At 70.5% G+C, this 12773-nt stretch carries 14 protein-coding genes; 5 read left to right on the top strand and 9 right to left on the bottom strand.

Annotated elements, in window-relative coordinates; all coding sequences use genetic code 11:
- Window positions 1-5: 5 nt before the first annotated feature.
- The 5 genes from AB0M01_RS28150 to AB0M01_RS28130 form a co-directional block, all read right to left on the bottom strand.
- A complete protein-coding gene (locus AB0M01_RS28150; RefSeq protein WP_363674669.1) occupies window positions 6-545 on the bottom strand; it encodes an EboA domain-containing protein in 540 nt (179 codons plus the stop codon).
- Window positions 542-1357, bottom strand: a complete 816-nt coding sequence (locus AB0M01_RS28145; RefSeq protein WP_363674667.1) for a sugar phosphate isomerase/epimerase family protein — start codon at window positions 1355-1357, stop codon at window positions 542-544. Before AB0M01_RS28145 ends, AB0M01_RS28150 begins: the two co-directional genes overlap by 4 nt.
- Complete coding sequence (locus AB0M01_RS28140) at window positions 1354-2229, bottom strand: SCO3242 family prenyltransferase (RefSeq protein WP_363674665.1); 876 nt, start codon at window positions 2227-2229, stop codon at window positions 1354-1356. The genes AB0M01_RS28145 and AB0M01_RS28140 overlap by 4 nt, the downstream gene beginning before the upstream one ends.
- Entirely contained in the window at window positions 2223-3347 is a 1125-nt protein-coding gene (locus AB0M01_RS28135; protein WP_363674663.1) for an inositol-3-phosphate synthase, read from the bottom strand. Before AB0M01_RS28135 ends, AB0M01_RS28140 begins: the two co-directional genes overlap by 7 nt.
- A gap of 167 nt (window positions 3348-3514) precedes the next feature.
- Window positions 3515-4837 (bottom strand): YibE/F family protein, encoded by a 1323-nt coding sequence (locus AB0M01_RS28130; RefSeq protein WP_363674658.1) that lies wholly within the window; start codon window positions 4835-4837, stop codon window positions 3515-3517.
- A gap of 52 nt (window positions 4838-4889) precedes the next feature.
- On the opposite strand from AB0M01_RS28130, the gene AB0M01_RS28125 reads away from it, so the two are divergent.
- The 4 genes from AB0M01_RS28125 to AB0M01_RS28110 all read left to right on the top strand — a co-directional run bounded on the left by AB0M01_RS28125 (window position 4890) and on the right by AB0M01_RS28110 (window position 8221).
- Complete coding sequence (locus AB0M01_RS28125; RefSeq protein WP_363674656.1) at window positions 4890-5948, top strand: metal ABC transporter substrate-binding protein; 1059 nt, start codon at window positions 4890-4892, stop codon at window positions 5946-5948.
- Complete coding sequence (locus AB0M01_RS28120; protein ID WP_363674654.1) at window positions 5945-6703, top strand: metal ABC transporter ATP-binding protein; 759 nt, start codon at window positions 5945-5947, stop codon at window positions 6701-6703. The genes AB0M01_RS28125 and AB0M01_RS28120 overlap by 4 nt, the downstream gene beginning before the upstream one ends.
- A gap of 61 nt (window positions 6704-6764) precedes the next feature.
- A complete protein-coding gene (locus AB0M01_RS28115; RefSeq protein WP_363674652.1) occupies window positions 6765-7769 on the top strand; it encodes a metal ABC transporter permease in 1005 nt (334 codons plus the stop codon).
- A gap of 59 nt (window positions 7770-7828) precedes the next feature.
- Window positions 7829-8221 (top strand): Fur family transcriptional regulator, encoded by a 393-nt coding sequence (locus AB0M01_RS28110; protein WP_363674650.1) that lies wholly within the window; start codon window positions 7829-7831, stop codon window positions 8219-8221.
- Between the two features lie 576 nt (window positions 8222-8797).
- Here the strand turns inward: AB0M01_RS28110 and AB0M01_RS28105 are convergent.
- Complete coding sequence (locus tag AB0M01_RS28105; protein WP_363674648.1) at window positions 8798-9409, bottom strand: HAD-IA family hydrolase; 612 nt, start codon at window positions 9407-9409, stop codon at window positions 8798-8800.
- A gap of 2 nt (window positions 9410-9411) precedes the next feature.
- Entirely contained in the window at window positions 9412-10161 is a 750-nt protein-coding gene (locus AB0M01_RS28100; protein WP_363674646.1) for a class I SAM-dependent methyltransferase, read from the bottom strand.
- Between the two features lie 86 nt (window positions 10162-10247).
- Between AB0M01_RS28100 and AB0M01_RS28095 the strand changes: the two genes are divergently transcribed.
- Complete coding sequence (locus tag AB0M01_RS28095; RefSeq protein ID WP_363674644.1) at window positions 10248-10904, top strand: hypothetical protein; 657 nt, start codon at window positions 10248-10250, stop codon at window positions 10902-10904.
- Here AB0M01_RS28095 and AB0M01_RS28090 read toward each other — a convergent pair.
- Window positions 10901-12082 carry an MFS transporter gene (locus tag AB0M01_RS28090; protein WP_363674642.1) on the bottom strand — a complete coding sequence of 394 codons (1182 nt, stop codon included), beginning with the start codon at window positions 12080-12082 and terminating at the stop codon, window positions 10901-10903. The two genes, AB0M01_RS28095 and AB0M01_RS28090, sit on opposite strands and share 4 nt — an antisense overlap.
- A complete protein-coding gene (locus AB0M01_RS28085; protein ID WP_363674640.1) occupies window positions 12079-12711 on the bottom strand; it encodes a GntR family transcriptional regulator in 633 nt (210 codons plus the stop codon). The genes AB0M01_RS28090 and AB0M01_RS28085 overlap by 4 nt, the downstream gene beginning before the upstream one ends.
- Between the last annotated feature and the right edge of the window lie 62 nt (window positions 12712-12773).

Raw genomic sequence — 12773 nt, 5'->3', positions numbered from 1 at the left:
TCCAGTCACCTCTCAGGGCGGTCGAGATAGGGCTGAAGGTCCGGGGGAACGGTCCGGCCGGCGGCCTGCCGTTCGGTGGCGAAGTCGGCCATCATCCGTCGCAGCTCGTCGTCGGCGCGCTCCGGCAACCCGTGCACGGCCGCCAGCGGTACGCCGGCGAACACGCACTTGAGCACGGCCTGCCGGAACGCCGTGCCGGTCAGGTGCCGGGTCGCGTACGGCCCGAGCGCGGCGGCGAGCAGGCGCTGGTCGTTGGTGCGGATCGCGTCCTCGATCAGCGCCAGTCCCTGGTCGCCGACGGCCTGTTCGACGTCTGTGAGCTGCAGGGCCTTGAGGATGGCGAGCTTCTCGGTGGTGTCGCCGTAGCGGTAGAGATCGGTGATCTCGCCGGGCGTCGCGGTGGCGAGGAGCTGGGCGCGGGCGGCTTCGTCGGCGGTCCAGCCGTTGCCTAGGGCATCTTTTCCGACGCGGCGGGTGACGGCGGGGAAGATCTCGGCGAGCGGGCCTTGTTGGTGCGGGACGGCTGGGAGATCGGTGGACTTCATGTGTGGTCCCGCAGGAATGCCAGCGACTCGCGCGCGACAGTCGGCGCCGCGTGCGAGTGCCTGGGCAGCTCCACCGCCACCAGGCCGTCGTACTCGGCTTCCCGCAGCGCCTTGAAGACCTGCGCGAAGTCGACCTCGCCCGTACCGAACTCAAGGTGCTCGTGGGCGCCGCGGCGCATGTCGTCGATCTGCACGTTCACCAGGTACGGCGCGCCGGCGCGGATGCACTCCCCGGGCGGGGTGGGCTCGTTGCAGACCAGGTGGCCGATGTCGAGGGTGAGCCGGAGCGGGTCGACCTCGTCGTGCAGCTTGAAGAAGCCGGCCAGGTCGTCGAGCAGCATGCCGGGCTCGGGCTCGACGCCGAGCACGACGCCGCGGTCGGCGGCGTACGCCGCGAGCTGCTGGCAGCTGGCGACCAGACGCTCCCAGCCGAGCTCCGGCGAGACGTCAGGCGGGAGTACGCCGGACCAGAACGAGACCGCCTCGGCGCCGAGCTCGGCCGCGATGTCGATCGCGCGTTCCAGCAGCAGCATCCGCCACTCGGCGCCGTCGGTGTGCAGGAGGGTCGGCTCGTGCTTGCGGTACGGGTCGAGCACGTAGCGGGCGCCGGTTTCGATCACCACCGCGAGCTGGTGGCGTGTGAGCAGGCGGCCGACCTCGGCGGTGCGCTGCTTGAGGTCGGGGCCGAAGGGGTCCAGGTGGTTGTGGTCGAGGGTCAGGGCGACGCCCTGGTAGCCGAGTTCGGCGATGACCTGGAGGGCTTCGGGGAGGCGGTGGTTGGCGAAGCCGTTGGTGCCGTAGCCGAGCCTCATGTGGGTGAGACCTTCCTGGCCAGGGCCTTGGCCATCGGCAGGGCTACTGCGAGGGCGGCGCCTAGTCGTGGTGCGCCTGCTCGTGCGCACCAGGCTGCTTGGAGCGGCACCAGGCCGTGGATGCCCGCGCCGACTGCGCGGCGGAGCTTGGGGCCTGACGGCTCCTGGGCGGCAGCGACCTGGGCGGGGGCTACCGCTTGAGCGAACAGGCCGGTCAGCACAGCCGTCGCAGCCAGCCCGGCGACGCCGGCAGGCTCAACTGCTGCACCGCGCACTGGTCCGCCGAGCGTCGCCGCAGTGATCGCCGACGTTGCAGCCAGCGCTCCCCGCGCCGGCAGCGGCGTACTGCCGTGCACCTCTCCCCGGGACATCGCCGTCACGCCGAGGATGTGCGTACCGACGGCCAGCGCAGGAGCCCACGCCCGCCGCCTCTGGTCACCAGCACCGACCAGTACGTCGAGCGCCCGGGCCGCCGCCATGAACACCGGGCCAGCAGGCGTGTTCTTGGCCTTCAGGTCGTAGCTCCACGCAGTAGCGGCGAGCACGGCCGACGTCGCGAGCGCTGAGCGCCCACCGGCCCTTGCTGCCAGCGCCAGGCCGGCAGCGGTGAGCCCGGTCGCCAGGCCCAGCGCCGTACCGGCTGGCACGCGTCCTGACGGGATCGGCCGCTCCGGCCGCTCGACGGCGTCCACCTCCCGGTCGGCCCAGTCGTTGAGCGCCATGCCGGCCCAGTAGATGCAGATCGACGCTGCCGACAGTCCAGCCATCCGGCCAGGCCTCAGGTCTCCAGCAGCGACAGCACCGGCCAGTACGTCGCCGGGCACGGTCAGCGCGGCAGGAGCTCGGACGAGTTCGACCAGGTCCTTCAGCATTCCTGCACCCAGCGCAGCAGCTCGTCGTACTGCCTGGTGAGCGCGTGCTCGGCCGACTCGACCGGGTCCTTGAAGTAGAACCCCAGGAACGGCATCGCCCCGACATGACCTCGCTCCAGCGCCAGCGCGGAGAGCCTGGCGAGGTCCAGCACGAGCGGAGCGGCCAGCGCCGAGTCGCAGCCCTGCCAGGTGAACTGCAACGTCATCCGTACGCCGAGGAACCCGGAGAACATCACGTGGTCCCAGGCGGTCTTCCAGTCACCCAGCGGGTCGACGTAGTCGATGTGTACCTCGCCAGGCACCTCACCGTCCAGCAGCTCGGTGAGCACGCGCTCCTTGGACACGCTCTTCGACGCCGCCGCCTGCGGGTCCGCCAGCGTCGCACCGTCGCCGCCACCGAGCAGGTTGGTCCCCGACCAGGCCTGCACGGGCAGGGCGCGCGCGGTGAACATCGGCGCGAGCACGCTCTTCACCAGCGTCTCGCCGGTCTTGGCGTCCTGCCCGCCGTACGGCACCTGCCGCTCGACAGCCCAGTCCCGCACCACCTGCGGCCGGATGGAGGTCGACGGCGTGAAGTCGATGTAGGCGGCCCCGGCCTCAAACGCAGCCAGCGCCGCAAGCGAACTCGCAGGAAGAACTTGGGCAGTCTTCAAAGCCTCTTTCAGAGCGTCCAAGTCGGCGTACTCGACCTCGTGCGGGGGCTCGGTGGACGCGACGTTGATCGCGACCACCTGCTCCAGATCGTTCCGCAACCGGAACGCCCGAATGTCCTCCGCCATCCGGCGGACCACCCCGTCCTGCGTGTCCGCAACCGGGAGGACCACCAGGTTCCGCTCGGTCTCGGCCAGCTCGGCGGCGATCAGCCCATCCAATCCCGGCGGCAGCACTCCCCCGGCGACCAGCCGTTCCACCTGTTTGCTCAGCGGCGTCTCGGCGGGATCATGCCCGCCGAAGACCAGCCGGTCGATCGGCACCAGACCGGCCCCGGCGAACGCCGGCGTCTCGGTGACCACTCCGGCGGGCGGGGCGCCGTGGGCCAGTGCGGCCGCTCCGGCGACGGTCGTGGTGGCGACCGAACCCCTTGCCCCGAACAACCACACACCCACGCGTCGATACATCCGCGGCTCCTCAGGCTCGCTGCCACAGAAGGTAGTCTTGGGCGGACGATCTGTGACAGATCGGAACTCTAGATCGGCAAACGAGCGCTGGGAAGAGACGGCCGGACAGAAACCCGGAAGATCGGGGTCCGGTCAGTGCAACATCACGACATGGCGGATTTCGCCACTCAACCGGCGTTTTCCGCCTCAGGACCGAGGTGCTCGGGCTCCGCGACCAGGTCCCGGGACCGGTCCGCGACCGCCATCGCGGCCAGCGCGGTGGTCAGCGGGACGGCCGCGATGATGCCCAGGCTGCCGACCAGACCTCGGACGACTTCGATCGCCACCTGCTCGGTCGAGATCAGGTAGTTCGACTGCGTCCCGCTGATCGCGAACACCATCAGGATCGGCAGCGCCGCCCCGGCGTACGCGAGGACGAGCGTGTTCACGACCGAGGCGACGTGCGCCCGCCCGATCCGCAGCCCGGCGCCGAACAGCATCGCCCGGCTCGCGGCCGGGTTGGCCGCCGACAGCTCCCAGACCGCGCTGGCCTGCGTCACGGTCACGTCGTCCAGTACGCCGAGCGCCCCGATCACGATCCCGGCCACGAGCAGCCCGGCCAGGTCGATGTCCGGCACGTACGCCTTCAGCGCCGACGCCCCGTCGGAGGCGATTCCGGACAGGTCGCAGAACTTCACGAACGCCCAGCCCAGGAACGCGGTCAGCCCGAGCGCGGCGATCGTCCCGGCCAGCGCGACCGACGACTGGGCGTTGATCCCGTGCGTCAGGTAGAGCGCGATCACCATGATCACCGAGCCGCCGACCACTGCCACCAGCAGCGGGTTCGACCCCTTGAGGATCGCCGGCAGGATGAACTGGGTCAGCGTGACCGCCGTGACCCCGAGCGCGCCGAGCGCCGCCAGACCGCGCCAGCGCGACAGTACGACGACCGCCACCGCGAAGATCACCGCGAGGATCAGCAGCGGCCGCCCGCGGTCGTGGTCGACGTACTGGTACCGGCCCTCGATCGGCGCCTTCTCGTCGACGCCGAGCAGCACCTTGTCGCCGACCTTGATCGGGATCGACGTCTGCGCGCCCTTCGGGACCTCGACCGGGACCTCGGCGCCGAGGTCGGTCTTGCCGGAGTCGATCCGGATCGTCGCCTCGTCGCAGTCGGCCGGGTGCTCGGGGCAGGCGACGAGCTTGGTCACGGTGCCGCCGGCACCGGAGGACTTGGCCGACTCGACCACCACGTCACCGCCCGGCCACATCACGATCATCGCCACGATCGCGGCCGCGATCAGCGGGATCAGCAGCGCCGCGACCACCACCCGGACCCGGCGGGCGACGACCGCGTCGGAGTCGACCACCGAGGTGTCGAGCACGTGCTCGTCACCCCAGCCGCCGTGCCCGTGGCCGTGGCCGTGCCCGTGACCGCGGGGAATTTCGATCCGGCGGCGCCGGTTGGGTTTGCTGTCGGCCCGCCTGCGCCCGACCGTCCGCCTGGCCATCCGTCCACTCCCTGTTTTGACAACCACTTCCGTTTAAATGAAAATGATTGTCATGAGATCTAGTCGTCGTCCTGTCATCGCCGGCCTCGCCGCCCTGACCCTGCTCACTCTCGCAGGCTGCGGCAGCAACGCTGCCGACGGCTCCGGCGGCAGCGGGGACAAGCTCGACGTGGTGGCATCGTTCTACCCGCTCGAGTTCATCGCCAAGTCGGTGGGGGGCGACGCGGTGAACGTGACCACGCTGACCGCGCCCGGCGTCGAGCCGCACGACCTGGAGCTGACCCCGAAGCAGGTCGGCACGATCGCCGAGGCCAAGCTGGTCGTCTTCGAGAAGGGTCTGCAGCCGGCCGTCGACGAGGCCGTCGAGCAGAACGCCAAGGACGCCGGGTTCGACGTCGCCCCGGCCGCCAAGCTGGAGGCGACCGGCGCGGACTTCGAGGAGCACGAGGAAGGCAGCGGCGCCGCCACGCCGAGCAGCCCGGTCACGCCGGCGGCGTACGACGGAGGCGGCGCGACGGGGGCAGGCTCGGCGCAGCAGGCGGCGTACGGCGAAAGCAGCGCCGTGCAGCCGGCGGCGTACACCGAAGACGCGCTCGACCCGCACTTCTGGCTCGACCCGGTCCGCTACGCGGGCGTCGTCCAGGCGGTCACCGACAAGCTCGTCGAGGTCGACGCCGCGCACGCGGACGGCTACCGGGAGCGCGCGAAGACGCTGCTCGGCGAGGTGAACAAGCTCGACACCGAGTACAAGACCGGGCTCGCCAGCTGCAAGTTGACCACGTTCGTGACGAGTCATGAGGCGTTCGCCTACCTGGCGAAGCGGTACGGTCTGCAGATGGTCGGAATCGCCGGATTCACCCCCGACGCCGAACCGACCCCGCAGCGGATCAAGGAGGTCCAGGAAATCGTGCGCAACCAGCACGTCACCACGATCTTCTACGAGGAGCTCGTCAGCCCGAAGGTGGCCGAGTCGATCGCCCGCGACGTGCACGTCAAGACCGCCGTCCTCAGCCCGATCGAGGGCCTGTCGGACGCGAACTCGCAGGAGACCTACCTCTCCCTGATGCGCGAGAACCTCCAGGAGCTCCGGAAGGCGAACAGCTGCGCGTGACAGGCCCGACAACAGACCCCGCGAAGGCCGTCCAGGTCACCGATCTCTCGGTGGACCTGGGCGGTCGGCTCGTGCTCCGCGGGATCGACCTGCAGATCCGTCCGGGCGAGGTGGTCGCCGTGCTCGGCACCAACGGCTCCGGCAAGTCCACCCTGGTCCGGACCGTCGTCGGCCTGCTCCCCGCCGCCCGCGGCGAGGTCCGGCTGTTCGGTACGCCGGTCCCGCGGTTCCGCCAGTGGAGCCGGATCGGCTACGTGCCGCAGCGGATCACCGCGGCCGGCGGCGTACCGGCGACTGTGCACGAAGTGGTCTCCTCCGGCCTGCTCTCGAAGCGGCGCCTCTTCCGGCCGCTCAGCGCCGCCCAGAAGACTGCGGTGGACCAGTCGCTCGAGCTGGTCGACATGGCCGACCGCCGCAAGGACGCCGTCGCCGAGCTCTCCGGCGGCCAGCAGCAGCGCGTCCTGATCGCTCGCGCCCTGGTCTCCGACCCCGAGCTGCTCGTCCTCGACGAGCCGACCGCCGGTGTCGACCTGGCCAGCCAGGACATCTTCGCCGACGCGATCCGCGAACGCGTCGCCCGCGGTACGACGGTCGTCATGGTCAGCCACGACCTCGGCCCGATGGACGCACTGATCGACCGCTCGGTCGTGCTGCGCCGCGGCCGGATCGTGTACGACGGCCCGCCGCACGCCTCGCAGACGCACGCCCACGTCCACCCGCACGTCGTCGACTCCGAGCCCGGGTGGTTGTCGTGAGCCTGCCAGTACTTCCGCACCGCCTCTGTGTGCGCCTCGAATCCGGGCTGAGGTGGTTGTCGTGACCTTGTTCGAGCTGGAGTTCATGCAGCGGGCGCTGATCGCCGGGCTGCTCACCGGGCTGTCCGCGCCGGCGATCGGCACGTATCTGGTGCAGCGCCGGCTGGCGCTGATGGGCGACGGGATCGGGCACATCGCGATCACCGGCGTCGCCCTCGGCCTGCTCACGGGCACCGCGCCGGTGCTGACCGCGATCCTGGTCGCCGTCGTCGGCGCGAGCGCGATCGAGCTGATCCGGGCGCGCGGGAAGACCAGCGGGGACGTCGCGCTGTCGCTGCTCTTCTACGGCGGGATCGCGGGCGGTGTGCTGCTGATCGGGTTGGCCGGGCAAGGCGCGGCGACGCTGAACACCTACCTGTTCGGCTCGCTGACCACGGTCTCGCCGTCCGACCTGTACGTTGTCGTCGGCCTCGCGGTCGTCGTACTGGTCGTGGCGATCGGGCTCGGGCCGCAGCTGTTCGCGGTCTGCCAGGACGAGGAGTTCGCCCGCGTCACCGGGCTGCGCGTCCAGCTGCTCAACCTGCTGATCGCGGTGATGGCCGCGGTGACCGTGACCGTCGCGATGCGGACCGTCGGACTGCTGCTCGTCAGCGCGCTGATGGTCGTGCCGGTGGCGACCGCCCAGCAGATCACGCGGTCGTTCCGGTCCACGTTCGTGACCGCCTGCGGGATCGGGGTCCTGGTCTGCCTGGCCGGCATCATCACGTCGTACAACGCGAACGTCGCGCCGGGCGCGACCATCGTCGTACTGGCCCTGGCCTGCTTCGTCGTCGCCGCGGCCGCGGGCTCACTGGTACGCCGCCGGCGCGCCGTCCAGGCGCCGCTCGCCGACGAGGAGCCGGAGGTCGGCGTACCGGGTCCGGAGCCGCACGTCGTCACCGACGAGCACCCGCACGCGCACAGCCAGCGCTGCGGCCACCCGAAGGTCGAGCACGGCGACCACGTCGACTACGTGCACGACGGGCACCTGCACGCAGCGCACGGCGACCACTGGGACGAGCACTGACTTGGCACGGTCTGCGAGAATGGCGAGTTGAACCGGCTGAACTGAGGACAGGAGTAGCGGTGGCGATCGGAACGCGTTCGACCCGGCAGCGGGCGGCGGTGGCGTCCGCGCTGGACAACCTGGACGACTTCCGGACCGCCCAGGAGATCCACCAGGAGCTCCGAACCTCCGGCGAGGCCGTCGGCCTCACCACGGTCTACCGCACCCTCCAGGCCCTCGCCGACTCCCGCGAGGTCGACGTACTCCGGACGGCCGACGGGGAGACCGCTTACCGCCGCTGCTCCAAGGGCCACCATCACCACCTGGTCTGCCGCAACTGCGGCCGCACCGTCGAGGTCGAGGGCCCGGCGGTCGAGCGCTGGGCCGACAAGGTCGCGGCTGAGCACGGGTACGCGGATGTCAGCCACACGCTGGAGATCTTCGGGACCTGCTCGGACTGCCAGAAAGCCTGATTCCTCTGCCCCCACGGCAGACGGTGGTCGGCCTTGGATCGCCCACCCGCCCACCTCTGTGGGCGGGGTGCGGGGTGGTGGTGCGGGGCAGACGGTTGTCGCCCAAAGCCTGATGATGGTGGGCGCGCATCTCGCCCACCCGCCCACCCGCCCACCTCTGTGAGCGGGTGCCGGGTGGTGGTGCAGGGCAGACGGTTGTCGCCCAAGCCTGATGGTGGTGGACGCATCTCGCCCACCCGCCCACCCCTGGGTGAGGTGAGGAGTGCGCTGACGGGTTGAAGTACCTGGTGCCGGCTGTGCGTGCTCGGACGGGGTAGGCGAGCAGGTGGCTGCGATGGCGGCTCGCTCATGCGGATAGCACCTGGTCCGGCGTGGAACTCGACCCGCGGCGAACGTGGACGAGCAGGCGACGGCGGTGGCAGGCGCAGGCGTGGGGACGGTCCGGAGTGCATCCAGACCTGGCCGGCCAGGACATGCGGCCGCGTGGACGCGCGGCTGGTCGCGGTCTCCGACCCGGACCTGCCGCGGGCAAACGCCCGGCCGGTGGGTGAATACCCAGTCCGGGCTGGAGGACGCTCAGAGCAGGTGGGTCAGCAGCTCGGGCATCGTGTAGGCGGTGGGTGGTGTGAAGCCGTCGACCTGGTTGGTGGCGCTGTCGTCGCTGTGGAACAGCACTGGGCGGAACCCGGCTGCTTGGGCCGCAGCGAGGTTGGTGGGGCGGTCGTCGACCAGGTAGGTCTGGGCGGGGTCGAGGCCGGGGTGGGAGCGGACGGCGGCGAAGGCTTCGGGGGACGGTTTGCGGGTGCCTAGCTGGGAGCTCACGTACCAGTGTTCGGCGGACAGGTTGAAGCGGGTGCGGAGCAGCTCGGACCAGGGGGCGGCGTCGTTGGTGAGGATCAGCGGGGTGATGCCGGCGGAGCGGAGTTGGTCGAGGGCCTCTCGGGCACCGGGGGTCAGCTCGTGGTGGGTGCAGTAGTCGGCGTCGGTGGCAGTTGCTCCTACGCCGAGCGACGTCCACAGGTGGTGAGAGGAGATCTCGCCGAGGGTGCACCGGCGATAGGCATCGCGGATGTCCGGCTCGGTGGCCGTGCTGCCGTGGGCGCGCAGGTACGGGATGAGCAGGCTGGCTACGACGTTGCCGTGGCGGTAGAGGACGCCCATCGCGTCCAGGACGACGAACCGGCGCAAGGTCAGCGCACTGCGGTCAGGAGATAGGTGGCGGGCAGGTGACCTGCCTGGTCGCCGAGGCCGGCGTACATCTCGGGGGCGGCGAACTCCTGGAGTGAGCGGAGGGTCAGGCCGGCTGTGAGTACGGCGGTGGTGACGGCGCCCAGATTCCAGATGTAGCTGCGGTTGGGGACGTCGATGTCCAGCTCGCGGGTGATCTGGGGGGCCTTGAGGGGGTCGGGGTAGCCGTCACGGGCGGGGGTGAAGTAGTTGCTGGCGACTCTCAGCGGCGTGGTGGCGGTGAGGACCTCCCACACCGGGTGGTGCTCGGAGATCACCAGTACGCCGCCAGGAGCAAGCCTCGACGCCAGATCTGCGGCCCAGCGGGTCAAGTCGGGGACCCAGCAGATGCCGCCCCACGAGATGAAGATCAGGTCGAAGCCCGTGAGGTCCGGGTCGAGGGCCATCATGTCCTGCTCGCGGAAGTCGACCTCGACACCAAGAGCCTCGGCCTTGGCACGGCCGGTGGCCAGGTGGGTGGGGGCCAGGTCCACGGCGGTGACTTCGGCGCCGAGGCGGGCGAAGGTGAGGGCTTCGTCGCCTACCGAGCAGGCCAGCTGGAGGACTCGGCGGCCGTGGACGTCGCCTGCTGCGGACAGTTCGTCGGGGTTGAGGGCGCTGCCGCCGGCCTGGAAGAACTCGAGGGGTTCGCCTGGGCGGTGCGGTGCGAGGGTCTGCCAGTACTGGCGGTTCTGCTCGACGACGCGGTCCATGGCGGGGATCGTACGGCGGGCGCGGTCGTGGCTGCACCAGGAATTTGCCAGACTGGCCCGCGGCGACCGACGACCGGGGAGATGACATGGGTATCCGTACGACCGCGGCGCTGGCCGCCGGAGTGGTACTGATCGCCGCCGCACCCGCGAGCGCGCAGGCGACCGCGGTTTGCAACCTGACGGCGCCGTACCGGGTGGTGATCGGGCAGCCCTACAAGGAGTTCACGGTGTACGCCTCGGGGGTCTGTTCGGTGACCGGGACTTCGGGCTGGGATCTGATTCATCCCAGTCAGGGAAGTCAGGGTGGCGCCTACTTCAGCGGTGGGAATCGGCAGAGCTGGGACGTCTACGACTTTCACACCATCGGGCTGCACACCTGGCGGCCGTCGGGGGCCTTTGACAACAACTCGAACCCGCTGACGCAGAACACCGTGCAGTCCGACATCCGGCTCGCCACCGCGGCGTGGATCAGCAGCAAGCGGACAGCCGATGTGGTGACGCTGACCGGGACGTCGCTGGTCTACTCGACCGACTACGACAAGTACTACAAGCGATCCGCGAAGGGCGCGTTCCAGTTCAGGGAGCGCGGTACGACGACCTGGAAGGGGCTGAAGGGGGTGACCACCAGCTCCGCGGGCGTCGCGACCATGGCGTACCGCTACAGCAAGACCCGTGACTACCGGTTCGTGCTCTACACGACTCCGGTCTCCTGGGACCAGGCCAGCGCGACGACGACGCGCTAAGCCGGCAGGTGGCGGCGGGACGACGCCAGCACTACCGCCGTACAGGCCAGAGTGACCGCAGCGACCACTGCCAGCAGCACGACGTACGGCGCCAAGCTGGCGACTGCTGCGAGCACAGTCGGCAGGAGGAAGCCCAGGTAGGCAGCTGCGTAGTAGACCCCGGTCAGGCCGGCCAGGTCCACGTCGTCGTTCAGGGCAGCGATGCGCTGGATCTCCAGCAGCCCGGAGACGACAGCGATCCCGTACGCCGCTCCCAGCAGCACACCGTCTAGCAGGCCGAGCAGGGGTGAGCCGAGGTCGGCTACTACGGCGCTGAGGCCGACTCCGGCCGACATCAGGACCATCGCGACGACGATGGCCCGGGCTGTCGACACGGAGTCGAGCCTCTTTGCCAGCGGCTGCACCAGAGCCCCCGTGCCGAGGGTGCAGACCGTGAGCAGGGTGGCGTAGGCCAGTCCCCAGTTGCCGAGCCGGTCGCCGACGAGCTGCGGCGTCACGGCGTAGGCGATGCCGGCCGAGCCGAAGACCCAGGGGGCCATCGGGAGCACCACCCGCAGGAAGCGGCGGTGTGCGACGGCCGGGACCTTCAGCAACGACCAGAGCGAGCCAGCTGCCGGAGCGGTCCGAGTCTCCGGAGCTCCCGGGAGCAGGGCCAAAGCAGCCAACGCCAGTACGGCGTGGACGGCGTACGGCGTGACCATCGGGTGCGGACCCCACTGAGCCAGTACGCCGGCCACGCCGGCGCCCAGACCGAAGCCGAGCGTCAGCCCCATCGCAGCACGTCGCGCACCGGCCCCGCTGTCGGCAGCGACGTCGTACGGCGGTTGCGACAGCTCCTTGACCCAGCTGGTTCCGACAGCCATGGCAATGCCGACAGCGACTCCGGTGAGCAGGCGGCCGCCGTACAGGGCCCAGGTCTGTCCAGCCATCAGGAGGACGCTGGAGACGATCGAGAGCGCCGTACCGGCCAGCATCAGCGGCTTGCGCCCGTGCCGGTCGGACAGGGCGCCGGCGACGAGCAGGCCGGGCACCAGGCCGACGACGTACGTGCCGAGGAACAGGTCGACCTCAACGGTCGAGTAGCCGCCCGCTTGCCGGTAGAGCATCAGCAACGGCGTGAACTGGTTGCCGCCCCAGCCGCAGCAGAACATGGCGAAGACCGCCCGCTGCCACCTCATCGCCGGTGGTACCGGTCGAGGTGCTCCCCCAGCCCCCGCGCGAACGCCTCCGGTTCCCGGCGCTCGACGCACTCCGCCAGCGCCGCGTGCTCCTGCAGCAGTACGTCGAGGAGCTCGGCCCGCGGCCGGACGACGCTCAGGCTCATCCGCCGCTGCCGGTCCCCGAGCGACCGGTAGAAGCGGATGGCCAGCGCGTTGCCCGAGCCCTCCACGAAGCTCGCGTGGAAGGCGTCGTCGGCGGCGGCGAACCCGTCGGCGTCCCGTTCCTGCGCGCAGCGCCGCTGCTCCTCCAGCGCCCGCGACCACCCCTCCGAGGCCGCGGCGAGCAACCGGTCGTCCCGGAGCAACCTCCGGACCGCGGCCGCTTCGAGCGCTTCGCGCAGGTCGAGCACGTCCTCCATCTCGGTCGGCGTCACCGGTACGACGACCGCGCCGCGCTTCGGGATCAGCTGGACGAGCTGCTCGGCCTCCAGGCGCAGGAACGCCTCTCGCACCGGCGTCCGGCTGATGTCGAGGTCGTTGGCGATCTCGCCCTCGCTGAACAGCTGCCCACCGGCCAGCTCACCGGTGAGGATCAGCTCCTTGGTGTGCCGGTACGCGCGATCACCCGCGGGTCCCTGGTCGGCCATGGGCTCAATCTAGCGCATAGATGCATGCATAGATGCATGGCTGGCGAAAAGCTGCCGCCGGC

It is taken from the genome of Kribbella sp. NPDC051770, assembly GCF_040681455.1.
GTDB lineage: Bacteria > Actinomycetota > Actinomycetes > Propionibacteriales > Kribbellaceae > Kribbella.
Note: the sequence above shows the minus strand (reverse complement) of the source record. Positions and strands in the feature narration are given on the sequence as shown.